We start from the raw sequence: 24,835 nt of genomic DNA on the forward strand, positions 1-24,835 counted from the left end.
CACCGACACGAGGATTTTCAAGACTTGTGTTTATTTTAAAGCATTGATTTTAAATGGATATTTGGGGCAAATTTGAGGTGTGCGATAAACTGTGCGATGCGACAATGCTGCGGTAGTTTGGGCAAACACTGTGTTGAACACACTAACTTGAAACACTGTGCTTGAACACACTTTCAGCAACAGTGTTTGGAAGCATGTATCTGTGCCAGCATTCGCTGCGTGTGTCGCTCGAAAGCGGTGCTTCAGCTCACACTCGTCAGCGCAAACGACCTTCTTGTGTTATGATGCGGAATTGGTAGCGCTGAAGGGCCGTCATGAATGTCTTAGTCGTCTTCGATCATCCGAGACGGAAATCGCTGTCAGGCGCTGTGCTTGAACAGTTCGTGCTAGGCTTAGAGGAAAGCGGGAACACTCCAGAGATCGCGGACTTGCACGCTGAGCGATTTGATCCCCGCATGCCCGTTGAAGATGAGCCAAATCTAAGTGGTGGCGCACAATCCTATACCGAAGCCGTGCAACGCGAACAGGCCCGTGTGGAGAGAAACGATGCGGTTGCCTTCATCTTTCCAGTTTGGTGGTGGTCACTGCCTGCGACGACCAAGGGTTGGATTGACAGGGTCTGGAATGCCGATTGGGCTTACGGGAAGCAAAAGCTGACGCTTGACCGAGCACTGTTGGTTGGTCTCGCAGCTACTGGGTCCGCGTCGTTCAAGAAGCGCGGCTATACGACTGCTATGGAGACGCAGTTGGTTGTCGGAGTGATGAACTTTTGCGGTATCACGAACGCCAGATTGGAACTCCTCCACGATACCTTGGAAGGCGACGACGAAAGGCAGGCGCTTCTCGTGAAAGCGAGAGCTCTAGGGCGTACATTCGCAGACTGAGAGGATTTTGGACAAGGCCGCAGTGGAGACACATGCAATGCCGCCGACCTAAATGTCCAAGCGGTCAATCGCTGCGGTTTGCTCCAGTAGCTGCTTTGCGGACGAACCTGTCACTCGTGGAACGACTAACCTACAGCCTGACAGGCTGACCAGCATTGATACGAAATCACATTCAATAATTGACATATTTCCTTTTTGTGAAACGATAGCTCCACTCAAACAAGAAAAGGGGAGGTCTGTGATGAAGTTCATTCACAGTGTCGCATTCGCGGCATCAATCGCAATTATGGGATCAGTCTCGAATGCCCAGGACGATGCCGGATTGAACAAAGATTACCGGACGTTTCATTCAGACGGGACAATCGAATACGGCGAGATCGGAGACAGCTACAACTCGGACCTCGTAATGTATCTCGCCGGAAACCAGTTTATGGTGATGGAAGAACTCATCCAAGATTTCCAGTCGCTGAACTCCGACATCAAGACAATTTACGTAGAGACAATCCCACCGGGGCAAATCCTAAACGGTCAAATCCTGAAGCAGGGTCAGATCAACGATCAGGACACTGCGATGAACCCCGACCTCTACGCCTCGGTAAACCTCAATCACCTGAAGAAACTCGCAGGGATGGGGAAGATGAATGACTACATGATCTACATCCACAACAAGCTCGAACTCATGGTGGCTGCCGGGAACCCAAAAGGGATAAAAGGGCCTGAAGACCTTGCACGGGATGATCTTGTCCAGTCGCATCCCAATCCACTGACCGAGGGGATTTTCCGTTTCTATGGCTCTGAGATGCTCAAGGATATGGGGCTTTACGAGCAGGTCACTGCCAATGCCGAGTGTAAAAGTTGTTGGGCAATCGAAGGCAAGACATGGTTCACCTCACGTCACCACCGCGAGACGCCGCAGCGGATCGAAGACGGCGAAGCGGATGTGGGCATTGTATGGACAACGGAAGTGATCGAGGCCAAGGCGGAGGGTCGGGCGATCGAAGGTGTTGCTATCCCAGCGCCCCTGAACAAGCAGGACAAGGTCAGCTACGCTATTGGAGCGCTGAGTGAGGGACGCAACCCCTACAATGCCTACCGGTTCTTGTCCTATCTCGGCACCGACCGAGCGCAGGGAATCTACGCGTCTTACGGCTTTGTACCGGCCAGCACCGAAGAACTTAAACTGAAGCCACTCGTGACAAACTGAAAGGAGGCGGTGCGGTCTTTCACAGTTCGCACCCTCCGCCAAACAGATGAACAGGACCGGGGTCAATTCTGAGCTCCAACCGGTCATTCATCAAATGAAGCCCTTAGGGGCATTTTGGGAGGAAAACATGAACGTTACTCGTCTCTTCGTTGCCATATTGGCCATGTGTTGGTCATTAATCGCCATTCCCGTGTTGGCGCATGATGATGCGCCGCCCCACGAGACACATCGGATCGTTATCCAAGTCAGCGACAATAGCGAGGGTACATTTACCAAGGTCCTTAATAACGCGTCCAATATGTCGAACTTCTTCATGGAGCGTGGCGAGGAGTACGAAATTGAAATCGTTGCTTATAATGCCGGCCTGCATATGCTGCGCACCGATACCTCACCAGTCCTTGAGCGCGTCCAGAACTTTACCGTTAGCGTGCCGAATGTGACCATCTCTGCCTGTGGCAACACGATTAAGGGGATGAGTAAAAAGGCAGGAAAGGATATCGAAATCGTGCCCAATGCGCGGGTGGTTCCGGGTGGGATTATTCGCCTCATGGAGTTAAGCGACCAAGGCTACTTCATGATCCGTCCTTGACCCCCCCTGGCTCGCCTTGAAGTAAGGGTAGCCGTTCGCTGCAGGGCGGCACCCGTAAGCCACTAGGACAGGTCGGTCTGCGGAAAGAGTGCAGGAGATTTCGTCTGTATCTACGAACAGTATTTCTTCTTTGGAGGTTGCTGTCAGACCAATTCGAACTCGTCTCTGCAAGGACAGTGGCACTGTCCATTAATTCACGCCGAGACCGCGCCACTCAGCAAGAGCGGCGGCACGATTGAGTTTGAAATTGGGTCGAGTTGAGAGGCTGCGTTCCTGATTAAAGTGATTGTAGACGGAAGCGTGAACGGCGGCGAATTTCTGCAAACTTCGCATGCGCCGAAAGCGAAGCATGGCTCGTTCTCGTCGTCGAAACGGCAGATGTGAATTCTCCGCCCTGTTGTTCAGCCAACGGCCTGTTTCCTGCCTGTTGGCGGCGCCAATCTCTTTCAGCGCGGCACCGTAGGACCGCAGTCGGTCCGTGACGATGACTTCCGGGCGGCCATGCTTACGCATTGCTTTCTTTAAGAATTTCAATGCGGCCTTCTTATCACGGGTCTTCGTGACAAAGCTTTCCAGAACTTCGCCTTCATGATCAACTGCCGGCCAAAGATAGTGTTTCTCGCCGTTGATCTTCACGAACACCTCATCCAGATGCCAGCGCCAGCGACTGGATTTCATGCACGCAATTCGGCGCTTTCGGATCTCGGCAGCGAACAGCGGGCCAAACCGATGCCACCAATATCTCACAGCTTCATGGCTGACTTCGATGCCACGTTCGTGCAGTAGATCTTCCACATTGCGAAGGGACAGAGGGAAACGGACATACAACATCACAGCCAGGCGGATTATCTCACGGCTCGTTTTGAAATAGCGAAATGGGTCAGGTTTGCTCATATCCAGAAGCTACGAAACCACCCTGCCCGTCTCAAGCCAGTTTTGTCTGACAGAACCGTTCAAAGACATAATGGCTGGCCATCGCTTTGAAGCGCGCGTTGATGGCGCGCTGCTTACCTCGACCCACACGATCCACCGCCGTCTTCATGTTGTCGTAGATGCCGCGACCGGGAACACCACCAAAAACGCGGAAGGCATGCCAGTGGGCATCGAACAGCATCTCATGAGTTTGCAGAGGATAGGCACGCACCAAGAAGGCTCGACTGTGCGAGAGCTTGATATGGGCAACCTGCAGTTTGACCCGCTCTCCGGCAATATTGCCCCAGTCTTCGCTCCAATCGAACTGGAACGCTTCGCCAGGCTGGAACACCAAAGGCACGTAGGTGCCTCGTCCAGTTGTTTGTTCCGCACGATGCCGATCTGCCCGCCACGCCCGGGCAAATGCAGCCACACGTTCATAAGACCCATCGTAGCCAAGCTTCACCAAGTCTTCATGCATCAGTTTAACGGTGCGTCGGTCCTTGCGAGACTTCCGCGCCTGCGCCAAAAGCCATGCAGACAATCGATCCGCATAAGGATCCAGCTTGCTTGGCCGCGATGGCGTCTTAAACTTTGGCTCAACAGCGCCTTCGCGAAGGTACTTCTTGACGGTGTTACGAGACAGCCCCGTCCGGCGCGCAATCTCACGTATTGGCATTTTATCACGCAATGCCCAGCGTCGAATAACACTCAAAAATCCCATGTCGATCACTCCATGTCCCCCTGACCAAAACCGTCAGGGCAATGTGCTCACATGGGTCAATTCTCAGTGACAATTTTGGGGGATACCGGGTCAGTTCTCAGTGACATTCGACAAGCTTCAGATGATCGGAAATAAGCCGCGCCCATCGTTGGTCTCCGACAGCTTCCGCCAACGCAGAGCTGCCTACAATGTCAGTAAACATCACCGTAGCACTGCCTGACGCCTCAAGTTTGAGATCGTCCTTGGCTACCGTCGCCAAGAAATCGTCATAGGCTTTGTGCACGTAGCCAAAGACTTCTACGTTCGGCACCGGGTTTGAGTTGTGTACATGGGCGATCTTCCAAATCCCATCCTCTAGCAAGAAGACCATTGATTGGCGCAGCAATACAGGCTGGTCGGCATTCTGGAACAAAACCTCTGCCTTGGACCGAGCCCAACCGAAACTCCCACATTCCCAAGCATCTACATCAAGTGCTTTCATTACCGAAGGATCGGCTTCGCTCATATGAGCGCCGTATCCTCGTCGTAGATTATCTCCCGCCCAGTACTCTTTTTCATCTGTTCCGATGTAGCTAAGAGCATCGCTCTCTGAGAACAGATTGACCGCAGTTTTGGGCTGCTGGTTGAAGATGGCGTGAAGCCAGCGACGTACGATTGACTCCAATTCGTAAGATCGGCGTGGCGCGGCATCCATCGGCATAATTCAAAGCATTTTCTTGCTATTTCGGTGCTAGCGTATCTGCATCATGGCGGCCTGTCGATTGGTTGGGTATTGCAAGTGACAACGACTGCTTCATGGTGGGGCAGACATTGCCTGAAATCCTGCCGAAGACTGGGATGCGGGACATAGCTGACATCGGACCGAGGGTGATTGAACAGTTCAGCACCCCACCAAATGTGGCGATGTATGTACAGTCGGCTCAATCGGAGTCCCGTCGTTTTCGGTGGCATGGCGGTCAAAGGTCTTGAAGCCCGCTGGAAGGATAGTTCCAGGGAGTGCTTCCGAAACAAAAATGTGTTTGCTGTTTTCTGGCGAGGCCAAAACTGAACTCGGATGATCAAGGGTGCCGATGTAGATGCCCAACCGATCGGGCCAGCGCTCGAATGTCAGGGCAAGCTTGGTTCCGCATCTGGAGCAGAAATGAACGTTTACGTCTTTTCCGCTGCCTTCCGAAGGGAGTGTGTAGACGGACGGTTTGCCTTCGGTGAACACGAAGTGCTCGCGTTCGAAGATCGGTTCGATCATTCGGTCCGAACCCGCGGCACGCTGGCAGAACCGGCAGTAGCAGACCGTCACCCAGAGGGGTTCGCTGCCGGTAGTGTATGCCAAACTCCCGCAAAGACAGCGGCCAGCGTGTCCGTCCGACATATCAATTCCCGTTCCCATCACCCAAAGATGTTGCTTCCTAGCACATCCGGAGTTCGGTGACGCTATCATTGTTGAATGGGAGCTTTCAAGCGGGCATCCCTAATGCTGAAACGGTGATATTCGAAAACTCCGCGCATGTCGCGCATCTCGAAGAAACGGAAGCATATAACAGGTGGGTGTCGGAGTTCCTGAAACGTCATGATTGATAGGCCGCTGTGTCCGCAATTCGGACATCGATGCCCCGGAACTCGCTGCGCTGTGAACGAACGGCCGCTTTTCTCTCTGCTCCGCGGCTGAAAGCTCAGTCGATTTCACGCCGCATCTGCGAGCGTCACAGCCGGATCGGGTCCGGTAAGGGCTCAAAGCAGTCATTGCCCGCCAACACCCGCCTGATATCATGTTCAAAACACAAAGGAGATTGATATGCCTCAGATCGATATCCAGGTCCTTGAAGGCGTGTTTGACGCAGACGACAAGGAACGGATCATAATGTCAGTGATCCGCGCCTTCGGCGACGCAGCTGGTGAGAAAATGTTTGAAAACACGTCCTGTCGCATACACGAAGTTCAAAGTGGGGCGTGGGGGTTCGCTGACCAGGTCTTCACGACAGAAGTCGGACTGAGCATCAAGAACGACAAGACCTAGCCTTTGGGTGTACGGACAGAGGAGCGTCGATCACCACTCAGAGCTCCGGGCGATCGCTGCTGAGATTGGCTGAGTGATCGCGTTGCGGACAAAGACGCAATGCTCGCAGGAACTGAAGTTAGCGCAAGTCTTCGGGAACGGGATTATCTTCCCCTGCCGGTTCCCATGCGTGCGCTGCGATCGACCATCGGCCTTCCGACTTCACCAGAAGATAGCCACTGATGTCATGGTTCACTTCGGTCCCGTTTTCAGTCAGCTCAGACATGGCTAGCACCACGGCAATGTTCCCAAAGCGCATGATCTTCATGCCACGCGTATGTTCCTCGAAGCTGTGCAGGTTCTTTCGCGCGACATTCTCCATTCTGTCGATGAAGGCTTCGAGCGGTCGGACCTGCACTGGTCGGGCCGCACCGCATAGGATCGCCTCGGGCAAAAAGTCCTCCCGAAACTTGTCCCACTCGGGCACACTGTCCTCTCCCCAAGTCATCGGCTCGAAATGATTGCCGATCAGGGCCCGAATTTCCTCTTCATCAGTCATCGTTGTCCCTCCCAAGTCTTGAATGCAATTCCCATTCCCATGGGCTGTGATCTTTGCCCATCATCCTTCGCGTGCTTCTCTTCCCGGAAGTGTAGCATTGCCTAGCCGGTCATCCAAATTGCGACAGAGAACGTATAGACGCGCAAAAAAGCACCAACCGAAGCGCTCCAATTGGAGCAGCGTTCAAAACCGGGAAGGGTAGAACTGCATCAGGTATTGAACATCTAGATCACTTTGAAATGCATCCGGGTGGCCCTGCATCATTTCAAGAATGAGCTCTCGGCGTTGCAGTGCCGCTTCATGGGCATGCTCGGGCTCCCGTGAAGCAAAAGGGGCACGTTCAAATAGCTTGGGCAAATATCTGAGGGGGTTCCAGGTACCTGGTTGGGGGTCGGTGAGCGCGGTCATTGTTGGAACTCCTAGTCTATGAGATCTCCCTTTAGATTACTGGCCAGCACCAACCACTGGTATCGCAGTTGAAGCTGTGCTGTTCTACATAAATGCAGAGCGAAGCCTGGAACTGGTCGGATATACGCGTCTTCCTGATGGTTGTCAGGGAAGGATCGACGCTGGCCGCGTCTCGCAAACTCGGCTTGGCCCAACCCACCGTGGCCAGACGTATCGATGCATTGGAACATGCCACCGGCTTGGTACTTTTCGAGCGCGACACCCGAGGTTTCAAACTCACGAAAAACGGACACGATCTCATCAAGAGTGCCGAGACAGTCGAAGCTGCAGCAAATTCATTCGCCAGGCATGCAGTTGAATTGTCGGAGGCAAAACCTATCCGCATCACAGCATATGCGGCCAATTTTTCGCCGCGAATGGTCGATATTGTAAATGAGTTTTCCACAACAAACCCAGGCATCGCGTTTGAGTTCTTGCCGTCGGTCAGAGCACTCGACCTGATCGCGGGCGAAGCAGACATAGCTCTGAGATTGGTTCGAAGTGCACCTGACCCAAATCTGATTTCAAGGAAAATTAGTGATGCGAAGTGGTCTCTGTTTGGCGGAAAAACCTATGAGGAGCAGTTTGGATTGCCCATCTCATCAAAAGACTTGGAAGGCCACAGGTTCGTGACGTTCCAAAGAGGGGACGTTCCGAACGTATTTCATGATTGGTTGCTGGAGCGCATTGAGCCCGAACAGATTGTGGCGACCTACAGCGAATTGGATCTCATGCATGCGGCGATCAGAGCAGGTCATGGGTTGGGAATAAGCAACGTGAAGTTGCTTGAGCCGGACGAAACCCTCATCCGGTGCTTTGACGAGATCGAAGAACTCTCGGCTCCACATTTGTTGTTGGTTTCACCTGATGCATATCGACGTCCTGAAGTGAGAGCCTTTGTAAAATACTTCGCCCCACGTTATGCGGCGATTTACAAAGAATGACACACGTGAGGCGGAATGATGATGCCTCAGGATTAGTTTTGACGTCTCATCCGTGATAAGCTTGGCAACGTCCGTTGTGGGCTCTTCTGAGACATCTGAGCGGTTCAGTCAGATGTCCGCAAAGCAGCGCACAGTAGTCATTTGAGACGACTGGACCGCGTGGCGACGTCCGCTTTAGGGTCTGGACGACCGCTTCTCCCAGCACCTGCCATTCGGCACTGATGCCTCCGACGTCTCAGATGCGGGCCAAGCAGTCGTTGATATTTCACCTGGGCACCATGGTTTCCCACGTTCCCAGGTGAATGCGCTTATGCGGCTTGGTTGGCGGTCTCCGGACCGAACGTGTTCTTGATTTCAGATACCAGGTCCGCAGGGAATCCGCCCTCTTTGGCGTGACGGTAGATGTCGTCCGCGCTGTTGGCTTCGTGCACGCAGTAAAGCTTGTCGCCTGCTGCGTAGGTGTGGTGCCAGACATAGGGCACCCCCAGACCGTCAACCACAGCATTGGACTTGGCAGAGATGTCGCACAGTTCTGCCGCAGTCAGTTTATCCGCGCCAGGGATGTTTCTTTCAACGATGAATTTGGGCATTGGTTTCTCCTTTGGTTTGGATGAACACACCATGGCCCGAGGCACTCGCACCTGGATAGTTCAGATAATGAAGCGCCGCCGCTTCACAAAGTGAACTGGCTTGGTCTGACGTGTTTTGGTAGTTTGAGGGCGGAGGAGTACCCACCATGCCCAACAAGCCTTATGGGTTGATTTGCCCGATCTCACACGCCTGCGAAGTGCTTGAGCCTCGCTGGACCATTCCCATTCTGTCAGAAATGTGGGGCGGTTCGACCCGCTTCAACGACATTCGGCGTGGTGTTGGAAACATCTCGACGGCTTTGCTTTCGCGTCGTTTGAAAGAGCTGGCGGAACAGGGATTGATCGAACGAATTGAGGACCCGGCCACGGGCCAAGTCGATTATATCAGGACGCAACGCGCGATCGATCTCGAACCCACTTTGGAGGCAATGGGAAAATGGGCGCAATGTAACATCGAGGCTCAGGATGCCTTGGAGAACCTGACTGTCTCAAAGCTGATGTGGCAGATGCGGAACTACATTGATCCCGACCAGCTTCCAAATCGGCAGTTGGTCTTTCAGTTTCGCTTCACCGATCCGGGTCTTGACTATGACAAGTACTGGGCCCTGATCAGACCAGGTTTTCCCAACGAAATCTGCACCACCATCCCAGACTATGATGTCGATTTGTTTATTGAGACGAATTGCATGTCTCTTTCATCGATTATCCTGAACCGGACGACGATTGCTCGCGAACTGGAAAACGGGCGGCTTTTCCTGAGCGGCGACGCTATGATTTCCAGAACAATGAACAGATGGTTTTACCAACGGACCAAGGAAGACCTCTCAGAAGTGCCCCAGCTCCAAGATGATTGGTTTAATGGGCCAGACATGGGCGTAGCGGCAGCTGAGTAACCGCAAGGCCCACTTTGGGCTCTTCTGAGGCATCTGACCGAAACTCTCAGATGACTTCTAACTGCAGCATTGCTGCCGTTCCCCAATGTTGTCGCGCTACATGCTGTCTTCGACTGTGTTCGAAAACACTGTGGGGCAGGACCTTTTGTAAAACACTGTGGGCAAACAGTGTGTTGCGAACAGTGTGTTCAACACCGCGATTCCAAACACTGTGTTCAACACAGCTTTTCAGCCCTCAAACCAACCCAGCAACGCACGAAAAACTGTGCGATGACTGTGCAACGCAGGAAGTAAAAACTGTGCTATGCTGAAGTTCCTTATTTTTATGGCTAAAGTGGTGCCCGGGGGCGGAATCGAACCACCGACACGAGGATTTTCAATCCACTGCTCTACCCCTGAGCTACCCGGGCACGGGAGGCCACCGAAGTGGTCGGGTGAGCGGTTTCTAGGAGGTTGCGGTCAGGGTGTCCAGCCTCTTTTTGCGCTCAAACACGGGCTCTGACGCCGCGATGCTTCAGTGCGGCTTTTGCGCCGCATGCAGAGCGGCTTCGGTCGCGTCAACTGCCGCTTCAATATCCTCAGGATCGTCTGAGGCTACCGCGTAGGATCCATTCAGCCATTTCGCCAAGTCACGGTCAGCGCAGCGGCGCGAGCAGAAAGGCCGGTACTTCTGTACGACCTCTGCACCGCACATCGGGCAGCTCATGTCATCACCTCGCTGAGTGGGGCACGGACCCGTTTTCGCTGCAGCTCATAGTGGCCCAGCGGGGTCCAGCCGACCAGCGTGGTCTCAACCTGATCAGAGCGAAACGCGGCCCTCAGCGCGCTTTCGAAACTGCGACGGTCTTTTTTGGGCATTGGGGCCAAATCCAGGGTGATTTGCCCTGCCAGCCCCCTCAGCCGCAACGCCCTTGGAAGCGCTTTTGCACAGGCCATGTTGGCTTTAATGCCAGCCGCCAGAGAGGCATCGTTGCCCGTGTTCACATCAACGGCGACCAGCGCGCGGGTCGGCTCCACGAACATCGACGCGCCGCCGCCCAAGGCAACCTGCGCCTGCCGCGCCTCTTCCAGCGCATCCAGCACAGCGTGGGTGTCGAATGCGCCCGCCTCTGTCACGATCTCAGCCGGCCCCAACCACTCACGCCAAGCCAGCGCATGCGGGCCGTCGCCGTCAACCAAGGTCTCCATCTCACGCGACGGGTCTTCCATGACCGTATCGGCAAGCTCAAGCATTGCGACGATGTCATCGGCGACCTCATCTCGATCTGCACCGGCGCAGGACGAGCGCAGGATCAGCCCGTGCCCGGCTTCGCCCGCCGTATCATGAGCGATTTCCAGCAGACGATCGCGTTCATCCTCATTCTTGATGCTGCGCGAAATATTCAAACCCGGAGCATTCGGCGTCACGATGGCGTAGCGGCTCTTGAACAGAACTTTCGCAGTGACCGGAATAGCCTTGCCCGTTTCGGCATAACCGCCAACCTGCACCAGAATTGGCTGCCCCGGCGCCAACCCCTTGATCTGACGCAGGAAGGCTGATCCGTCAGGGGTTTTCAGGAACATGCCGCCCTGTCCTTTGACAGGCCTGTCGGCAATCGCGCGATAGATCGTGCCAGGGCGCGGGGCGTCACTGTCGATGAGCAGATCGTCAAGCTTGCCGTCGACCATGAGGGCAGCGGCTTCGGTCTCGCCCAAATGGTCAAGAATGATCGTGCGGCCTTTCATGCGGCACCTCCATATAACGGGTATCCGGCGGCGGTCAGCAGGTTCGCCGTTTCTGCCAATGGCAAGCCGACGATGGCCGTGAAAGACCCGCTGATCCAAGGGATAAAAGCACCCGCAGGTCCCTGAATGCCATAGCCGCCCGCCTTGCCCTGCCAATCATTACTGGCGAGGTACGGTTTGATTTCAGCATCCGACAAGACTTTCATTTTGACGCTGCTTTGCACATCACGTTCCCAAAAAATATTACCGCGTTTCACCGCGACGGCTGTGACAACCTTGTGACGCCGGCCTGACATCATCCGCAGGAACGCCTCAGCCTCGTTTACGTCAGAGGGTTTGCCAAGGATGCGGCGGCCCAGCGCAACCGTTGTATCTGCGCATAGCACGATGTCATCTGGCCCCGCCGGGACCGCCGCTACTTTTTCACGCGCCATGCGGGCGCAATAGGGACGCGGCAATTCGCCTGTCAGCGGTGTCTCATCAATGTTCGGTGCGCGCACGGCGTCTGGCACCACACCAATCTGGGCCAACAGCTCCAGACGACGTGGTGAACCTGATCCAAGAATGAATGTCATAGGTTCAATGCTCCGACTTGGCCCGCACCTGCGGTACGGACCAAACGCGGCTTGTCCATTTCAAGCGTTACTTGAAACGATAGTTGATCCGACCCTTGGTCAGATCATATGGCGTCATTTCGACTTGCACCTTGTCGCCTGCCAGAACACGGATGCGGTTTTTGCGCATCTTGCCTGCCGTATGCGCGATGATCTCATGGCCGTTTTCCAGCTCGACCCGAAACGTCGCGTTAGGCAGGAGTTCCTTCACGACACCGGGAAATTCGAGCGTATCTTCCTTGGCCATGGTCTCTCCTTGATTACTTCACCCCATATGCAGGGCTCAGGGTCTAAATGAGCGCATTTGCGCCCTTTTTCAAGGGTGATTCAGCGCAAGGGTACGTGTTTGGCTGGTTGATCGCGCCCGATCTGACCCTGCCAGTGGCTTCTGTTCAGCACAATGCCATCGGCGCGGACCTCAGCGATCTGGGACAGATCAGCATCGGCGTAGGTCCATCCGGGCCTATTCAACACTCCCGCCGCCAAAACCCCGGTGTCCGGAAACCCGCGATCAGGTGGCGCAAATATGCCGCCCGCACCAAACGATGTGCCCAAGGCATCTGACCAATCCGCATCGCCAACGCACGAGGACATCGCGGTAACACATTGATTTTCCAATGCTCGGGCCATGGACCCAATACGAACACGCCAGTAGCCCCCGAGCGTCTCGGTCACGCTGGGCACGCAGATCACATCACATTCCATCAACGCACGGCCCAGCAAGGGAAACTCGCTATCATAGCAAATCAGGATACCGATCTTGCCCAGCGCCGTCTCAAACACCTGCAGATCATTGCCCGGCACCACGTCCCAGACCTCTGCTTCAAAACGGGTCATAATCTGTTTGTCCTGAATGCCGATCTGGCCAGAGGGTGTGATCAGCCGTGCGCGGTTGACCGGGCGCGTATCGGAGGCCGCGGGGCCAGAGGCTGCCACGATGTGAACGCCATATTCCGCAGCCAGCTTTGCATGAACCTGATCTGCGTCAGCCATCCGGTCCGATACGGCAAAAAGGGATGCCTCAAGGTCTGCGGCCACCTCCAATCCTGCAAGGGTCGCAAGTTCCATTGCGCCGTATTCGGGAAAAACCAGCAGGTCAGCACCCTGCCCCGCTGCCTCTGACACCCATTGGGCGATCTTGTCCTCGTAGTGGTCCCAGGACGACAGGACATCAAGCGGATAGGCAGCAGTTGCGATTTTCATGGGGGATCCTTCCTGCACTTGCCACATATCGTGTCCGCCCCACGGGCGAACCGCAAGGCAAATCATGCAACAACCCAGACTGGAAAATCTCCAAAGCGGTTGTTATCTCTGGTCAAATGGCCGAACCGGTTGCTCACCTGCCGGTTGCCAAGGGCAAAGGAGGAACCCCATGAGCAAAATCGTCATACTCACCGGCGCAGGTATCTCTGCCGAAAGCGGGATCGAGACCTTTCGCGCGGACGACGGTTTGTGGGCGCAGCACCGGGTCGAGGATGTGGCCACGCCCGAAGGTTTCATGCGTGACCCTGAACTTGTGGTGAACTTCTATAACGCCCGCCGCGCCCAAGCAGCCGAGGTTGAGCCGAACGCCGCACATCTTGCGCTGGCGCTGCTTGAGGCAGAACATCATGGTGAAGTCGTGGTCATCACACAGAATGTGGATGATCTGCACGAGCGCGGCGGCACACAGAACCTCTATCACATGCACGGCCACCTGAAAGGGGCGCTATGCTATGCCTGCGATCACCGCTGGCCTGCCCCAATGGTCATGGCACCCGGTGACGCCTGCCCGTCCTGTACAGCCCCGGCTGCGCGGCCCGACATCGTCTGGTTCGGTGAGATGCCGTATGAGATGGACACGCTTTTCGACCATCTGAGCCAAGCGGACGTCTTTGCGGCAATCGGCACTTCGGGCAATGTTTACCCCGCCGCCGGGTTCGTGGCAGAAGCGCGCCGGGCGGGTGCGCATACGATCGAGTTCAATCTCGAGAAATCCGCCGTCGGCAATCAATTTGCCGAACATCGCATCGGCCCTGCATCGCAGACCGTCTCAAATTGGGTCAACGACCTTTTGCAACGCTAAAGAGCGGCGCACACCCTGCCAGCCATCCCAAGCTGACAAGGTGAACGCAGCGCCGTGCGCGCTTAGCTGTCGTTTGACTGGCTCATGCTGCCATGAGACGGTTTGCGCTCGCGGTCTACGGGGATCTGGACTTCCATCTCGCCTGCCTTTTCAAAGGTCAGCGTTACGGTGATTTCTTCGCCCTGCTCCAACGGGCGCTTCAGACCCATCAGCATGATGTGATCACCGCCGCGCTTCAGCTCATGCATACCGTTTGCTGGAACGACAAAGCCCTCCTCGACCTCCATCATCTGCATCACCCCGTTGGCGTCCTGTTTGTGGGTGTGCAGTTCGACCCTGTTCGCCACATCGGATGCGGCTGCAATCAAACGGTCATCGGTATCGGCTTCATTCATGAGGATCAAAAACGCCGCTCCCGTCACCGATGAGGGTGTCGAGCTGCGCGCATAGGCATCCTTGACCATGATGTCGCCCGCCAACAAAGGGGCAGCCATAAGCATAAGGGCCGTGGAACCGGCCGCGAAAAGTCGTGTGAGTTTCATGTAGTTCTTCCTTGTTTGATCTGTTGTGTTTCTTGGATCAAACAAAAGAAGGGGGCGCACGGGTGGGCGGCCTGAGGGCCTTGGGCGCCAGAGCAACCTGGTGTCGGAACGCCCGCGGCAGATCGGCCAGAGAAACATCCTGCGGCTGCACAGCCACAGGTACTGAGGGCACATACCCTTCGCTGAGTGCGCAGTCGGGACAGATGTGGGGGGCTGTTGTCGGTTGCCCCTGATCATCCACGTAGACCGAGACAATCTGATCCCCGACACACAGCACGACCCTGCCGGTCGCATCCGTGCTGACACGGGTGACGGCCATGACCTGACTTGTCAGTGCCAGCATCAACGCCAGCGATAATGCTATGAGACTGCGCAACGCCATAACTGTCGGGTTATCGCAAAGGGATGCGGGATACGAGGGGCAAAAACGACGCAACCCCGAAGGCAGAACCTTCGGGGTTGTCGCAAAACACTTGAGATAATGAGCGGATCAGCTCAGCGCGTCAGCTTCCATGCCGGACTTCTTGATCGCCTTCTTGATCTTCAGCGCGTTGGCGGACAGATCGCTGTCCTTGGCCTTTGCCAGGAACTTGTCCAGACCACCACGGTGGTCAACAGACCGCAGCGCATGCGCAGAGATACGCAGCTTGAAAGAACGGCCCAGTGCTTCGGACTGAAGCGTTGTGTCGTTCAGGTTCGGCAGAAAGCGGCGACGCGTCTTGTTGTTCGCGTGGCTCACGTTGTTGCCCGTCATCGGGCCTTTTCCGGTCAATTCGCAAACGCGCGACATGAGATCATCCTCTTGTTTTAGTGGTGCGGCACAGGAACCTGATGCAACACATAAAAGGGGCCGCGCGATGCGACCCTGAAACTTGTTCGCTGGCTTTAGTGGGAATCGTGTAGGGCGTCAAGCAGCGCGCGGTATTTTGCCAAGAATTGCACCATCGCGCCCCCAAGAAGCGCGACAGCTGCATGATACACGTCCTCAGGCCATCTCCATGCCATCAGAAATGAAGCGCCAATCGCCGGATGAACCTTCGAACAGGCTCATCAGAATCTCGGCGGAGCCTTGGGTGTTCTCGGGGCTAGTCGCGATATCTGCCAGCGCCAACGCTCGCGTGATCGATCCGTCGTCCAAAAGGTCAAGGTAGAATGCCTTGCCCGCCCCGTCGGAGGCCCGGTCAAGCACGTTGAGATAAATCTGCTCAAGGAACGCATCGTTGCTGAGTGTATTCACATCGCCAAATTTGGCCGTGAATTCCGGACTGGTCATCAGGTCGGCGGCCAAGAACTCAATGCTGAGACTGTCGCGCTCTGTCACCTCGATATAGAAGTTCAGGCCCGGCAGGTCGATTTCGCCGTTCCGGTCCAAAGCCGCCTCATAAAGCAGCGCCACCCGTTCATCGACCGTGAAGTCGTCACGCTGCGCATTATCAAGCGCGGACCCCTCACCAAGTTGCAAGATCGTGTCCTCGAAATGCAGGAACTCGATATTGAAAAGCTTGTCGCGCGATCCATCAGGCGCGATCACCACCGCGTAGGTCTGACCGCCGATCACCTCATAATCGGCCAAATCACCGTCAAAGCGTGCCGTGTCCCCGTCGACCGGATCGTCAATCGCTTCGTTGCCGACGATGAAATCATTGCCGCTGCCCCCTGTCATGTTGTCCTGCAATGCCCCACCAAGCAGGATGTCATTGCCCGACCCGCCCACAAGCGCATCCGGCCCGTTCTTTCCGGTCAACCAGTCGTCGCCGGCCAGACCACTGAAGTAATCGGCGTTATTGGTGCCTTCCTCCACGTTGTCCGTGGAATCGCCAATCCGTTCATAAAGCCCGACAACATTGATCGCATCCTGCGCAAGCCATGTGTTTAGCTCGACCCCGATGCCAAGGTATGTGTTGACCTCCGCCTCTGCGTAATCGTCTGCGTAAATCCGGTCAAAGGCCGCGTCGGCTGCGTTATCGATCCGGCTCTCAAACTGGGAATCGGGCTCAGGGTAAGGCAGCGGGATCAGCGTATCGGTAAAGAGCGTGCGCCGCGTCAGCTCCAGATCCTCGCTGCGGTTGCTGAACGTGCTTCTCATGCTGAACTCGACCTTGGTCTGGAGTAGGTTCACATCCAGATCGGTGGCCGAGATCCGCGACGAGATCGCCCGGGGAAACTCCGAATAGATGTCATTATCACCCACCTGATCGTAGATCAGCTGTGCCGCGGTCTTGACCTGCAGATGCAGCCCTGCAGCGCCATAGGGGCCGTCCTGCACCGTATCGGCCACTTTCATCCGCACGATGATGGCGTATTGCAATGCGCCAACCATGTAGGCCAGCGATTCCGCACTCGCCAGACCCTTCTGCGCGCTGACGATGAAAATCAGCTCGCTCAGCGTGTCCGTCGCCTCCAGCACCGCCGTTGTGGCAAAGGCAGCCCGGTCTTCGGCGCTTTCCGAATTCCGGTATTGTGTCAACTGATCAAGCGCGGTCGAGGCCCCGCCAAGCGATTGGGCAATGTCCCCATTCACCGTCGCGGTCGAGAGCGAATTGAGATCGCTAAGCGCATCCTGGATCTGGTTGAGCCTGAAATTCAGCGTAATCTCGTCTCTTTGATCGTCAAGAAACGAATAGATGCCGATAATGTCGGCGTAGACGCCCAAGGCGGCTGCGGGTCCTGGCATAATAAAAACCTTTCCCTTGTGAGGGTGAGTAAATGATAAAATACAAGCCCAAGGCTACAACTGACGCCGCGTCAGAGAAATCAGGTAATCACCCCAATTCGCAATTATGTCATTCGGCCACTGCCGTTTATCCTTTCCTAGCCCCCCCCAATTTGCGAGACACATTCCCATGTCGATCCATACGCGCGCCCTCCTCGTCCATCTTTTCACAGCCACGGGCGCGGTCTTTGCCATGCTGGCGATGCTTGCGGCCGTGGACGGCAAATGGGATCTGATGTTCCTTTGGTTGGTTGTGGCGTTCTTTGTCGATGGCATCGACGGACCGCTGGCGCGCCGCTATCACGTCAAGGTCAATGCACCTGAATTCGATGGGGTTCTTCTGGATCTGATCATTGACTATCTGACCTATGTGTTCATCCCCGCCTTCGCGCTATTCAAATCGGGCCTGATGGACGGATGGAGCGGTTGGGTCATGATCATCATCATCACCTTCACCTCGGCCATGTACTTTGCTGACACACGCATGAAAACAAAGGACAATTCCTTTTCGGGCTTTCCCGGATGCTGGAACATGCTGGTACTTGTGCTTTTCGCGCTTGAGCCTGCGTGGTGGATTTGCCTGATCATTGTCACCCTGCTGGCAATCGCGATGTTCGTACCGGTCAAATTCGTTCACCCCGTGCGCACGGAACGGTGGCGTATGATCACCTTGCCGATGGCGTTGGCATGGACCTTTTTTGCGGGATGGGCCGCGTGGGTCGATTTCCATCCTAAAAGCTGGGCACATTGGGGTCTGATCTTGTCGTCACTCTATCTGGTGACTGCGGGCGCGGTCCAGCAACTCACCGAACCCAAGGACTAGATCAGCAGTCCTGCCGCGCGCTCATGGCGCAAAAGCGCAACTTTGGTCTCGACCCCGCCACGTCCAGAAAATCCCGTAAGCCCCTTGGCCCCCATCACCCGGTGGCAAGGAATGATGACCGGAATAGGATTGCCACCACAAGCCTGCCCTACAGCCTGCGCTGGCACGCCAAGGTCCGATGCGATCTCACCATAGGTGCGGGTATAGCCGAAAGGGATCGCAGACATCGCCGCGCAGACATCGCGCTGGAATTCCGATCCCTTCACGCGTAACGGCAGATCGAAATCCTCCCGCTCTGCGGCCGCATAGGCCGCCAGTTGCGCCGCCGCTTCATCCAGCAACGCGGAATCGTCCTGCCGGTCAGACCAAAACCAATCAAGCGATACAATCGCTCCGTCCTCTTCGGTCAGGGTCAGATCGCCAAACTGCGTATGTACGGAACGTCGCTTCATGGACTTAGGATGCACCCACGGGGCGCGGCTCTCAATCCGAAACCTGCGCCAAAGGTGCCCGCGACAATCAACAAACCGGCACAGGCAAGGGGCGGACTGTCTTTCCCGCCCCCCGTGCACTCACTTGTGCGTTGATTTCCGCCTCAACCGATTTCCGATACAGCTTCATCGCAGCGATTGCAGACACCGGGATGGGCATGCGTGCCGACATCTGGCAGCACCTTCCAGCAACGCGCGCATTTCTCGCCCGACGCCTTCACAAAGGTCACCGCGACGCCATCGATCTCAGGCATGCGGAAGGCGTCTTCTGGCGCGGGATCGCCGGAAACGGTGATGTCCGACGTGATGCTTACATCCTCAAAAGACACCGACTCCAACGCTGCGCGCTGATCCGCATCCGCCACATATACGATCGGAGCGGCCTCAAGCGATGCACCGATAACCTTCTCGACCCGCTGCACTTCCAGCGCTGAGGTTACAACGCGCCGCGCCGCCCGGACCATGGCCCATTTCGCCGCCAGATTTGCGTCAAGCCAGGCGCCTGGCGTTTCAGGCATATCCACCAGATGCACCGAGCTGTCCTCGCCGGGGAAGCGCTCAAGCCAGACCTCTTCCATTGTGAAAACCAGCGCCGGGGCGAGCCATGTGGTCAGCCGATGGAACAGGATATCCAGCACCGTACGCGCCGCGCGACGCCGTAGCGTATTGCCATCGCAATAAAGCGCGTCCTTGCGGATGTCGAAGTAGAACGCCGAGAGGTCCACAGTCGCAAAGGTAAAGACCGCCTGGAACACACCCTGGAAATCAAACCGGGTGTAACCATCGCGCACGACCTTATCCAGCTCCGCGACCCGGTGCAGCACCCAGCGCTCCAGCTCCGGCATATCCGCCGGTTCCACCCGGTCCGCCTCGGTAAAGTCGCTCAAGGCACCCAGCATATAGCGCATGGTGTTGCGCAGCCGACGGTAGCTGTCCGCCACGCCTTTCAGGATCTCGTCCCCGATCCGCTGGTCAGCCGTATAATCGGTCTGCGCCACCCAAAGCCGCAGAATGTCAGCGCCGTATTGCTGAACGATTTTCTCGGGCACGATGGTGTTGCCGATGGACTTCGACATCTTCAGCCCCTTGGCATCCAAGGTAAAGCCATGCGTCACCACGTTGCGGTACGGCGCATGACCGGTCGTGCCAACCGATTGCAGCAGCGACGAATGGAACCAGCCACGGTGCTGATCCGTGCCTTCCATGTAAACGTCAGCGATGCCGTCCTCGGTCCCGTCGGGCCGGTCGCGCAGAGTAAAGGCGTGGGTCGATCCGGAATCGAACCAAACATCCAGAATGTCCGTGACCTGATCATAGGCCTCCGGGTCCACGATCCCGCTCAGGAACCGTTCCTTCGCGCCCTCCTCGTACCAGCAGTCCGCGCCTTCTTCCTCGAACGCCGCGACAACCCGCGCGTTCACCTCTGGATTGCGCAGCAGGAAATCCTCGTCCGTGGGCAGCGCCCCTTTCTTGGTAAAGCAGGTCAGCGGCACGCCCCAGGCGCGCTGGCGGCTCAGCACCCAGTCAGGGCGGGCTTCCATCATCGAGTGCAGCCGGTTACGGCCCGATTTCGGGGTCCAGTTGACCAGGTCGATTTCGCGCAAAGCACGTTCACGGATGGTGAATTCGTCATCGCCGATCTTCATCTTGCGGTCGATCGCCACGAACCACTGCGGCGTGTTGCGATAGATCACCGGCGCCTTGGAGCGCCACGAATGCGGGTAAGAGTGTTTGATCTTGCCACGCGCCAGCAGACCGTCCACTTCAACCAGCTTGTTAATTACGGCGGTATTTGCGTCTCCTTCACCGCCTTTGCGGGACAAGATGTACTTGCCGCCAAAGAACGGCAGGTCCTTGCGGAAACTGCCATCGTCCGTGACGTTGTAGGTGATGACCTCGGACAGCATGCCCAGATCACGGTAAAGCTCGTATTCCTCCATCCCGTGGGACGGCGCACAATGCACGAAACCGGTGCCTTCGTCATCGGTCACAAAATCGGCGGCGCGGAAGTCGCGCAGATCGTCCCACTCACCATTCGACCCTTCAGCCCCGGCCAGCGGATGCTTGAGCGACAGACTCGCCAGTTCATCCGCCGTCACGTCCCGCAGGCGTGTCCACTGGCCCTCTTCCAGCCGCGCACGCCCAAACACATCCGCCGCCAGATTGTCAGCCAACAAATAGCGGTCGCCAACCGACGCCCAGCATTCATCCGGCGTCCCCGTCACCTCGTAAAGCCCGTAGGAGATGTTTTCGCCGTACACGACAGCCTTGTTTGACGGCATTGTCCAGGGCGTCGTGGTCCAGATCACGACCTTGGCCCCTTCAAGATCGCCCCCGCCGACAACCTTGAACTTCACCCAGACGGTAAAGCTCTCTTTGTCGTGGTACTCCACCTCCGCCTCGGCCAGCGCCGTCTGCTCGATGGGCGACCACATGACAGGCTTGGAGCCCTGGTAGAGCGTCCCGTTCATCAGGAACTTCATGAATTCCTCGGCAATCACCCGCTCCGCGTGGAAATCCATCGTCAGGTACGGATCGGCCCAGTTGCCGGTCACGCCCAGCCGCTTGAACTCTTCACGCTGGATATCGACCCATTCCGCGGCAAAGGCCCGGCATTCGCCCCGGAACTCATTGATCGGCACGTCGTCCTTGGACTTGCCCTTCTTGCGGTATTGCTCTTCGATCTTCCATTCGATGGGCAGACCGTGACAGTCCCAGCCGGGGATATAACGGGCATCGAACCCCATCATCTGATGGCTGCGCACGATCATGTCCTTGATCGTCTTGTTCAGCGCATGCCCGATGTGCAGATGCCCGTTGGCATAAGGAGGCCCGTCATGCAGCGTGAACGGCGTCCGCCCTTCTTTCTCGCGCAAACGGTCATAAACACCGATCTTTTCCCACCGCGCCAGCCAGTCGGGCTCGCGCTTTGGCAATCCCGCACGCATCGGGAAATCGGTTTTCGGCAGGTTCAGTGTGTCTTTGTAATCGAGTGTCTCAGGCGTATCGGCGCACATGTCAGGCGTCCTTCGGATGGTATTTTCGGGATACAGGTTCAAACGGTGCGATGGGCTCAAACACCTTTGCCCGGCGTCTCATCAGATCAGAGCGCCGGGGAAATAATTCGAATAATGATCAGGCTGCGCTGCATCATGTCCGCGCTTATAGGCAGGCGGACCAAAGGCTACAAGACCTTCGTATCGGCGACACGGCACCCGCTGCTCTCAATCGCGGCCACCGAACAACCCACCCAAGGCACGCTTGATGATTGACCTCACCTTGGGGCGTTTGTCAGTGGCAAAGGGCAGCGGGCGGCACACCTCCATCGCGGCAACCCCGACCCGAGCAGTCAAGGCGCCATTCACCAAGCCCTCGCCGAAACGGCGGCTCAGCTTGCCTATAATCGTCCCGCCCAGCACCGGCTCCAACAGGTCATCGCCCACAGCGACCGCCCCTGTCGCGACCATATGGCTCAGCACCGCGCGCGTCAGACGCCAAGAGCCAAAGAAACCTGACCGCCCGCCATAGACTTCAGCCACCCGGCGGATCATCCGCAAGTTCGCGGTCAGTGCCGCCGCCACATCCGCCAGCGCCAGCGGCACAAGCGCAGTTATCGTCGCAACCTGCCGCGCGGCCGCCTCAACCTCGCGGCTGGCCGCCTGATCCAGCGGACCCAGCAGTTCCGCCTCCGCCAGTCCCAAAAGACCCAGCGCATCCAGCTGGTCCTTGCGCAGATCCGCCAGCCGGTCACGTCCCCAGCGGGTGTCCTCGCGCCCTTTGTACAGCCGCACGAGCCGGTCCGTCACGTCCCGTGCCGCCCCCAGATCCTCCTGCGCCAGCGCCTCCGCCGCCGCATGCCGCAACCCGTCCAACCGTGACAACCGGCCAAACGCCGCCGTCTCACGCAAGGCCAACAGCGTCAAAACCAGCAGAAAGGCCCCGAATAAAACTGTCATGCCCCAGCCCAAAAGCGGATAACGCGCCATTAGATCAGTCACGAATGTCCAGGCGGCGATTGACACAATGGCCCCGATCAAAGCCGTCGCCAACCACCAGAAAGCACGGCCCAGAAACGACGGTTTGCGCGCCGCCAAACGAGCCGCCATCTGCATCGCCTGACCCTGCGGTGGCGCTGGCACGAGATCGGGCACCGGCGGCGCGTCGGCCACCTGCGGACGCGGGTCGGCGTCGGTATCTAAATCGAAAAGAACCGGACCTTTGGCCATCTATGCTGCCTCTCTTTTCCATTGATAGCGGATGTCGGGCAACCGCTCGTCATTGTCCGCACCATCGGTGCGCCTGAGTTCGATAAAGCCATGCTTCAGATAGAAGCTCTGCGCCAGCATGTTGGCCTGAAATGTCCATAATTCAATAACTTCACACCCACTTTTGATGCGGTTCAACAACTGAGACCCGATGCCCTGACCACGCATCGCAGCACTGACATAAAGTGCGTCAAGGTCCTTGCCATCCTGTGCGGCAAATCCAGCGACTGCCCCTTCCAGTTCGGCCACGGTCACCCAGCCGCGCGCAATCAACGCGCCTGCATGTGCCAGGTCTTCTGCGCGCGTATGAATGCGCGGCATCCAGTCGGTGGTATCCACAAACTCTGACAGGATCGCACCAACTGCGCCCGCATCGGTGGCGCGTGCCCTGCGCAAGGCAATCACAGCCGATCCCCGAACAGAAACTCCGCCGCGCGGTCCAGCCGGATATGCGGCGGCCCATCACCGGGTTTCAGCACCAGCGGCGCGGGCGCAAACCGCATCACCTGATAATCCTGATCCAGCCATTTTTCCGCCCCCTGACGGGCGGGGTTTAGCAGGTGGGCCGGATCATCGGGCAAATCGCCGGGATAGAACGCGGCCTCTTTGCCGCTTTCCAGCAAGGTGCCACGCACCACATTAAGCGGTGTGCCTTCATGCTCCATCACGGCTTCGGTCGTCGCGCGCAGCGAAGCGATCGCCATTGCCGCAGTACCGGCACCTGCGTATTGCGCCCGGTCGCGGGCCTCGCGGGTCAGCGCCTCCATGATGGCGCTTAGCTTGCCGTGTTGGGTGTGGTGCAGGTGATCCGCCTTGGTCGCGGCGAACAGGATCTTCTCAACCCGCTTTCCGCCAAGAAGATTTGTCAAAAAGGAGTTCCTGCCGGGCCGAAACGCGCTCAATGTTTCTTGCATTGCGTGGCGCATGTCTTCAACGGCTTGCGGCCCTTGATGGATGGCGCCCAAAGCATCGATCAGCACGACCTGACGGTCGATACGGGCAAAATGATCGCGGAAAAATGGTTTGACGACACGGTCCTTGTACGCATCGAAGCGCCGCGACATTTCCCGGTGCAGCGTACCCCTGCGCGAATATCCCTCAACCGGCAGCGGAGCGAAGGTCAGCACGGGCGAGCCTGCCAAATCGCCGGGCAACAGGAACCGCCCCGGCGTACAGTCCGAGAAGCCTTCCGCGCGGGCTTGATTGAGGTAGCTCGCGAAATGTTTGGCAAGCTTCTGGGCGAGCACCTCGTCATGGTCAAGTGTAGGATCAACCTCCTGCGTCAACATCATGAAATCATGTGCCGAATCTCTATTGGCGATACGCGCCAAAGTATCCTTCGACCACTCTTCGTAGCTGTGATCCATCAGCCCCAGATCCAGCAGCCATTCCCCCGGATAATCCACGATATCCAGATGGATCGTGCGTGGCCCCTTCAACCCTGACAGCAGCCCCGTGGGCCGCACCCTTAATGACAGCCGCAATTCGGAAATCGCGCGTGTACTGTCGGGCCAGTGCGGCGTTTGCCCGGTCAAAGCGGCCAGATGCGCCTCGTATTCGAAGCGCGGCAAGGTATCGTCTGGCTGTGGCTGCAGAAACGCCGCCTCTATCCGCCCTTCAGCAGCCGCCACCAGTCCCGGCATCCGCCCCCGGTCCAGCATATTGGCCACCAGCGATGTGATGAAAACTGTCTTGCCGGAACGCGCGAGGCCCGTGACCCCCAGCCGGATCACCGGCTCAAAGAATGTCTCGGACACGGTGTCCTGAACCGCCTCAACCTGACGCCAGATGCCATCGGCAATACTTGAGATGACCAAAACCGCGCCCGCCTCTAAAAGTTCCGACCCTTAACATAGGG

28 protein-coding genes, 1 tRNA gene and 1 pseudogene are annotated in these 24,835 nt (G+C 56.9%); 8 read left to right on the forward strand and 22 right to left on the reverse strand.

The window, feature by feature from the left end:
• Positions 1 to 314 precede the first annotated feature (314 nt).
• The 3 genes from GV827_RS07805 (at position 315) to GV827_RS07815 (ending at position 2,677) form a co-directional block, all read left to right on the forward strand.
• Positions 315 to 884: an NAD(P)H oxidoreductase gene (locus tag GV827_RS07805; protein WP_164353244.1), complete on the forward strand. Its 570-nt coding sequence runs from the start codon at positions 315 to 317 to the stop codon at positions 882 to 884.
• Between the two features lie 241 nt (positions 885 to 1,125).
• Positions 1,126 to 2,088 carry a molybdate ABC transporter substrate-binding protein gene (locus GV827_RS07810; protein WP_164353245.1) on the forward strand — a complete coding sequence of 321 codons (963 nt, stop codon included), beginning with the start codon at positions 1,126 to 1,128 and terminating at the stop codon, positions 2,086 to 2,088.
• 127 nt (positions 2,089 to 2,215) lie between these two features.
• Entirely contained in the window at positions 2,216 to 2,677 is a 462-nt protein-coding gene (locus GV827_RS07815) for a DsrE family protein (protein ID WP_235930287.1), read from the forward strand.
• A gap of 189 nt (positions 2,678 to 2,866) precedes the next feature.
• On the opposite strand, the gene GV827_RS07820 is transcribed toward GV827_RS07815, so the two are convergent.
• The 4 genes and pseudogenes from GV827_RS07820 to GV827_RS07835 all read right to left on the reverse strand — a co-directional run bounded on the left by GV827_RS07820 (position 2,867) and on the right by GV827_RS07835 (position 5,751).
• The gene (locus GV827_RS07820; RefSeq protein WP_164353246.1) at positions 2,867 to 3,571 is read right to left on the reverse strand and encodes an IS6 family transposase; all 705 of its coding nucleotides are present in this window, start codon (positions 3,569 to 3,571) and stop codon (positions 2,867 to 2,869) included.
• Positions 3,572 to 3,620: 49 nt separating this feature from the next.
• Positions 3,621 to 4,313 (reverse strand): annotated as a pseudogene (gene istA, locus GV827_RS07825) (IS21 family transposase); the annotation flags it as partial.
• Between the two features lie 97 nt (positions 4,314 to 4,410).
• Positions 4,411 to 5,013, reverse strand: a complete 603-nt coding sequence (locus GV827_RS07830; protein ID WP_164353247.1) for a nuclear transport factor 2 family protein — start codon at positions 5,011 to 5,013, stop codon at positions 4,411 to 4,413.
• Positions 5,014 to 5,193: 180 nt separating this feature from the next.
• Entirely contained in the window at positions 5,194 to 5,751 is a 558-nt protein-coding gene (locus GV827_RS07835) for a GFA family protein (protein ID WP_328823123.1), read from the reverse strand.
• Positions 5,752 to 6,105: 354 nt separating this feature from the next.
• On the opposite strand from GV827_RS07835, the gene GV827_RS07840 reads away from it, so the two are divergent.
• Positions 6,106 to 6,327 (forward strand): tautomerase family protein, encoded by a 222-nt coding sequence (locus GV827_RS07840; RefSeq protein ID WP_164353248.1) that lies wholly within the window; start codon positions 6,106 to 6,108, stop codon positions 6,325 to 6,327.
• A gap of 118 nt (positions 6,328 to 6,445) precedes the next feature.
• On the opposite strand, the gene GV827_RS07845 is transcribed toward GV827_RS07840, so the two are convergent.
• Positions 6,446 to 6,865 (reverse strand): nuclear transport factor 2 family protein, encoded by a 420-nt coding sequence (locus GV827_RS07845; protein WP_050931671.1) that lies wholly within the window; start codon positions 6,863 to 6,865, stop codon positions 6,446 to 6,448.
• A 183-nt stretch (positions 6,866 to 7,048) separates the two neighbouring features.
• Positions 7,049 to 7,273 carry a hypothetical protein gene (locus tag GV827_RS07850; protein WP_164353249.1) on the reverse strand — a complete coding sequence of 75 codons (225 nt, stop codon included), beginning with the start codon at positions 7,271 to 7,273 and terminating at the stop codon, positions 7,049 to 7,051.
• Between the two features lie 92 nt (positions 7,274 to 7,365).
• Between GV827_RS07850 and GV827_RS07855 the strand changes: the two genes are divergently transcribed.
• Positions 7,366 to 8,256, forward strand: a complete 891-nt coding sequence (locus GV827_RS07855) for a LysR family transcriptional regulator (RefSeq protein ID WP_050931673.1) — start codon at positions 7,366 to 7,368, stop codon at positions 8,254 to 8,256.
• A 308-nt stretch (positions 8,257 to 8,564) separates the two neighbouring features.
• Here GV827_RS07855 and GV827_RS07860 read toward each other — a convergent pair whose 3' ends face one another.
• Positions 8,565 to 8,846, reverse strand: coding sequence for a DUF4242 domain-containing protein (locus tag GV827_RS07860; RefSeq protein WP_050932076.1), 282 nt, complete (start codon positions 8,844 to 8,846; stop codon positions 8,565 to 8,567).
• 146 nt (positions 8,847 to 8,992) lie between these two features.
• Between GV827_RS07860 and GV827_RS07865 the strand changes: the two genes are divergently transcribed.
• Positions 8,993 to 9,739 carry a winged helix-turn-helix transcriptional regulator gene (locus GV827_RS07865; protein WP_050932077.1) on the forward strand — a complete coding sequence of 249 codons (747 nt, stop codon included), beginning with the start codon at positions 8,993 to 8,995 and terminating at the stop codon, positions 9,737 to 9,739.
• 335 nt (positions 9,740 to 10,074) lie between these two features.
• On the opposite strand, the gene GV827_RS07870 is transcribed toward GV827_RS07865, so the two are convergent.
• From GV827_RS07870 to GV827_RS07895, 6 genes are all read right to left on the reverse strand, one after another.
• Positions 10,075 to 10,149 (reverse strand) — tRNA-Phe (locus GV827_RS07870).
• A gap of 104 nt (positions 10,150 to 10,253) precedes the next feature.
• Positions 10,254 to 10,445: a DNA gyrase inhibitor YacG gene (locus tag GV827_RS07875; RefSeq protein WP_164353250.1), complete on the reverse strand. Its 192-nt coding sequence runs from the start codon at positions 10,443 to 10,445 to the stop codon at positions 10,254 to 10,256.
• Entirely contained in the window at positions 10,442 to 11,464 is a 1,023-nt protein-coding gene (locus GV827_RS07880) for a ribonuclease E/G (RefSeq protein WP_164353251.1), read from the reverse strand. Before GV827_RS07880 ends, GV827_RS07875 begins: the two co-directional genes overlap by 4 nt.
• A complete protein-coding gene (locus GV827_RS07885; RefSeq protein ID WP_164353252.1) occupies positions 11,461 to 12,039 on the reverse strand; it encodes a Maf family protein in 579 nt (192 codons plus the stop codon). The genes GV827_RS07880 and GV827_RS07885 overlap by 4 nt, the downstream gene beginning before the upstream one ends.
• 67 nt (positions 12,040 to 12,106) lie before the next feature.
• On the reverse strand, positions 12,107 to 12,325 hold the full coding sequence (gene infA, locus GV827_RS07890) for a translation initiation factor IF-1 (protein WP_005978431.1): 219 nt from the start codon (positions 12,323 to 12,325) through the stop codon (positions 12,107 to 12,109).
• A gap of 80 nt (positions 12,326 to 12,405) precedes the next feature.
• Entirely contained in the window at positions 12,406 to 13,281 is an 876-nt protein-coding gene (locus tag GV827_RS07895; protein WP_164353253.1) for a carbon-nitrogen hydrolase family protein, read from the reverse strand.
• 169 nt (positions 13,282 to 13,450) lie between these two features.
• Between GV827_RS07895 and GV827_RS07900 the strand changes: the two genes are divergently transcribed.
• Positions 13,451 to 14,143 carry an NAD-dependent deacylase gene (locus tag GV827_RS07900; RefSeq protein ID WP_164353254.1) on the forward strand — a complete coding sequence of 231 codons (693 nt, stop codon included), beginning with the start codon at positions 13,451 to 13,453 and terminating at the stop codon, positions 14,141 to 14,143.
• A gap of 62 nt (positions 14,144 to 14,205) precedes the next feature.
• On the opposite strand, the gene GV827_RS07905 is transcribed toward GV827_RS07900, so the two are convergent.
• The 4 genes from GV827_RS07905 to GV827_RS07920 all read right to left on the reverse strand — a co-directional run bounded on the left by GV827_RS07905 (position 14,206) and on the right by GV827_RS07920 (position 17,359).
• Positions 14,206 to 14,685: a copper chaperone PCu(A)C gene (locus GV827_RS07905; RefSeq protein WP_164353255.1), complete on the reverse strand. Its 480-nt coding sequence runs from the start codon at positions 14,683 to 14,685 to the stop codon at positions 14,206 to 14,208.
• Between the two features lie 37 nt (positions 14,686 to 14,722).
• A complete protein-coding gene (locus GV827_RS07910; RefSeq protein WP_164353256.1) occupies positions 14,723 to 15,067 on the reverse strand; it encodes a hypothetical protein in 345 nt (114 codons plus the stop codon).
• A 108-nt stretch (positions 15,068 to 15,175) separates the two neighbouring features.
• Entirely contained in the window at positions 15,176 to 15,475 is a 300-nt protein-coding gene (rpmB, locus tag GV827_RS07915; protein ID WP_164353257.1) for a 50S ribosomal protein L28, read from the reverse strand.
• A gap of 195 nt (positions 15,476 to 15,670) precedes the next feature.
• Positions 15,671 to 17,359: a DUF4214 domain-containing protein gene (locus tag GV827_RS07920; RefSeq protein WP_164353258.1), complete on the reverse strand. Its 1,689-nt coding sequence runs from the start codon at positions 17,357 to 17,359 to the stop codon at positions 15,671 to 15,673.
• A 169-nt stretch (positions 17,360 to 17,528) separates the two neighbouring features.
• On the opposite strand from GV827_RS07920, the gene GV827_RS07925 reads away from it, so the two are divergent.
• A complete protein-coding gene (locus GV827_RS07925) occupies positions 17,529 to 18,221 on the forward strand; it encodes a CDP-alcohol phosphatidyltransferase family protein (protein ID WP_164353259.1) in 693 nt (230 codons plus the stop codon).
• Here GV827_RS07925 and GV827_RS07930 read toward each other — a convergent pair.
• From GV827_RS07930 to GV827_RS07950, 5 genes are all read right to left on the reverse strand, one after another.
• Complete coding sequence (locus GV827_RS07930) at positions 18,218 to 18,673, reverse strand: methylated-DNA--[protein]-cysteine S-methyltransferase (RefSeq protein ID WP_164353260.1); 456 nt, start codon at positions 18,671 to 18,673, stop codon at positions 18,218 to 18,220. The two genes, GV827_RS07925 and GV827_RS07930, sit on opposite strands and share 4 nt — an antisense overlap.
• Positions 18,674 to 18,816: 143 nt before the next feature.
• Positions 18,817 to 21,729, reverse strand: coding sequence for an isoleucine--tRNA ligase (ileS, locus tag GV827_RS07935; RefSeq protein WP_164353261.1), 2,913 nt, complete (start codon positions 21,727 to 21,729; stop codon positions 18,817 to 18,819).
• A gap of 207 nt (positions 21,730 to 21,936) precedes the next feature.
• Positions 21,937 to 22,938 (reverse strand): YcjF family protein, encoded by a 1,002-nt coding sequence (locus tag GV827_RS07940; protein ID WP_164353262.1) that lies wholly within the window; start codon positions 22,936 to 22,938, stop codon positions 21,937 to 21,939.
• Positions 22,939 to 23,382: a GNAT family N-acetyltransferase gene (locus GV827_RS07945; protein WP_328823124.1), complete on the reverse strand. Its 444-nt coding sequence runs from the start codon at positions 23,380 to 23,382 to the stop codon at positions 22,939 to 22,941. It lies immediately after the preceding gene.
• Positions 23,379 to 24,794, reverse strand: coding sequence for a YcjX family GTP-binding protein (locus GV827_RS07950; RefSeq protein WP_164353263.1), 1,416 nt, complete (start codon positions 24,792 to 24,794; stop codon positions 23,379 to 23,381). Before GV827_RS07950 ends, GV827_RS07945 begins: the two co-directional genes overlap by 4 nt.
• Between the last annotated feature and the right edge of the window lie 41 nt (positions 24,795 to 24,835).

It is taken from the genome of Sulfitobacter sediminilitoris (assembly GCF_010667575.1).
Classification (GTDB): domain Bacteria; phylum Pseudomonadota; class Alphaproteobacteria; order Rhodobacterales; family Rhodobacteraceae; genus Sulfitobacter; species Sulfitobacter sediminilitoris.

Excerpts from the sequence above, each read along its gene's own strand:
- GV827_RS07885 (WP_164353252.1), bottom strand. The coding sequence starts at position 12,039 with ATGACATTCATTCTTGGATCAGGTTCACCACGTCGTCTGGAGCTGTTG.
- GV827_RS07860 (WP_050932076.1), bottom strand. The coding sequence starts at position 8,846 with ATGCCCAAATTCATCGTTGAAAGAAACATCCCTGGCGCGGATAAACTG.
- GV827_RS07810 (WP_164353245.1), top strand. The coding sequence starts at position 1,126 with ATGAAGTTCATTCACAGTGTCGCATTCGCGGCATCAATCGCAATTATG.
- rpmB (WP_164353257.1), bottom strand. The coding sequence starts at position 15,475 with ATGTCGCGCGTTTGCGAATTGACCGGAAAAGGCCCGATGACGGGCAAC.
- GV827_RS07905 (WP_164353255.1), bottom strand. The coding sequence starts at position 14,685 with ATGAAACTCACACGACTTTTCGCGGCCGGTTCCACGGCCCTTATGCTT.
- ileS (WP_164353261.1), bottom strand. The coding sequence starts at position 21,729 with ATGTGCGCCGATACGCCTGAGACACTCGATTACAAAGACACACTGAAC.
- GV827_RS07845 (WP_050931671.1), bottom strand. The coding sequence starts at position 6,865 with ATGACTGATGAAGAGGAAATTCGGGCCCTGATCGGCAATCATTTCGAG.
- GV827_RS07835 (WP_328823123.1), bottom strand. The coding sequence starts at position 5,751 with ATGATAGCGTCACCGAACTCCGGATGTGCTAGGAAGCAACATCTTTGG.
- GV827_RS07875 (WP_164353250.1), bottom strand. The coding sequence starts at position 10,445 with ATGAGCTGCCCGATGTGCGGTGCAGAGGTCGTACAGAAGTACCGGCCT.
- GV827_RS07840 (WP_164353248.1), top strand. The coding sequence starts at position 6,106 with ATGCCTCAGATCGATATCCAGGTCCTTGAAGGCGTGTTTGACGCAGAC.
- GV827_RS07895 (WP_164353253.1), bottom strand. The coding sequence starts at position 13,281 with ATGAAAATCGCAACTGCTGCCTATCCGCTTGATGTCCTGTCGTCCTGG.
- GV827_RS07850 (WP_164353249.1), bottom strand. The coding sequence starts at position 7,273 with ATGACCGCGCTCACCGACCCCCAACCAGGTACCTGGAACCCCCTCAGA.
- GV827_RS07930 (WP_164353260.1), bottom strand. The coding sequence starts at position 18,673 with ATGAAGCGACGTTCCGTACATACGCAGTTTGGCGATCTGACCCTGACC.
- GV827_RS07920 (WP_164353258.1), bottom strand. The coding sequence starts at position 17,359 with ATGCCAGGACCCGCAGCCGCCTTGGGCGTCTACGCCGACATTATCGGC.
- GV827_RS07815 (WP_235930287.1), top strand. The coding sequence starts at position 2,216 with ATGAACGTTACTCGTCTCTTCGTTGCCATATTGGCCATGTGTTGGTCA.
- GV827_RS07805 (WP_164353244.1), top strand. The coding sequence starts at position 315 with ATGAATGTCTTAGTCGTCTTCGATCATCCGAGACGGAAATCGCTGTCA.
- infA (WP_005978431.1), bottom strand. The coding sequence starts at position 12,325 with ATGGCCAAGGAAGATACGCTCGAATTTCCCGGTGTCGTGAAGGAACTC.
- GV827_RS07940 (WP_164353262.1), bottom strand. The coding sequence starts at position 22,938 with ATGGCCAAAGGTCCGGTTCTTTTCGATTTAGATACCGACGCCGACCCG.
- GV827_RS07910 (WP_164353256.1), bottom strand. The coding sequence starts at position 15,067 with ATGGCGTTGCGCAGTCTCATAGCATTATCGCTGGCGTTGATGCTGGCA.
- GV827_RS07925 (WP_164353259.1), top strand. The coding sequence starts at position 17,529 with ATGTCGATCCATACGCGCGCCCTCCTCGTCCATCTTTTCACAGCCACG.
- GV827_RS07900 (WP_164353254.1), top strand. The coding sequence starts at position 13,451 with ATGAGCAAAATCGTCATACTCACCGGCGCAGGTATCTCTGCCGAAAGC.
- GV827_RS07830 (WP_164353247.1), bottom strand. The coding sequence starts at position 5,013 with ATGCCGATGGATGCCGCGCCACGCCGATCTTACGAATTGGAGTCAATC.
- GV827_RS07880 (WP_164353251.1), bottom strand. The coding sequence starts at position 11,464 with ATGAAAGGCCGCACGATCATTCTTGACCATTTGGGCGAGACCGAAGCC.
- GV827_RS07855 (WP_050931673.1), top strand. The coding sequence starts at position 7,366 with ATGCAGAGCGAAGCCTGGAACTGGTCGGATATACGCGTCTTCCTGATG.
- GV827_RS07865 (WP_050932077.1), top strand. The coding sequence starts at position 8,993 with ATGCCCAACAAGCCTTATGGGTTGATTTGCCCGATCTCACACGCCTGC.
- GV827_RS07820 (WP_164353246.1), bottom strand. The coding sequence starts at position 3,571 with ATGAGCAAACCTGACCCATTTCGCTATTTCAAAACGAGCCGTGAGATA.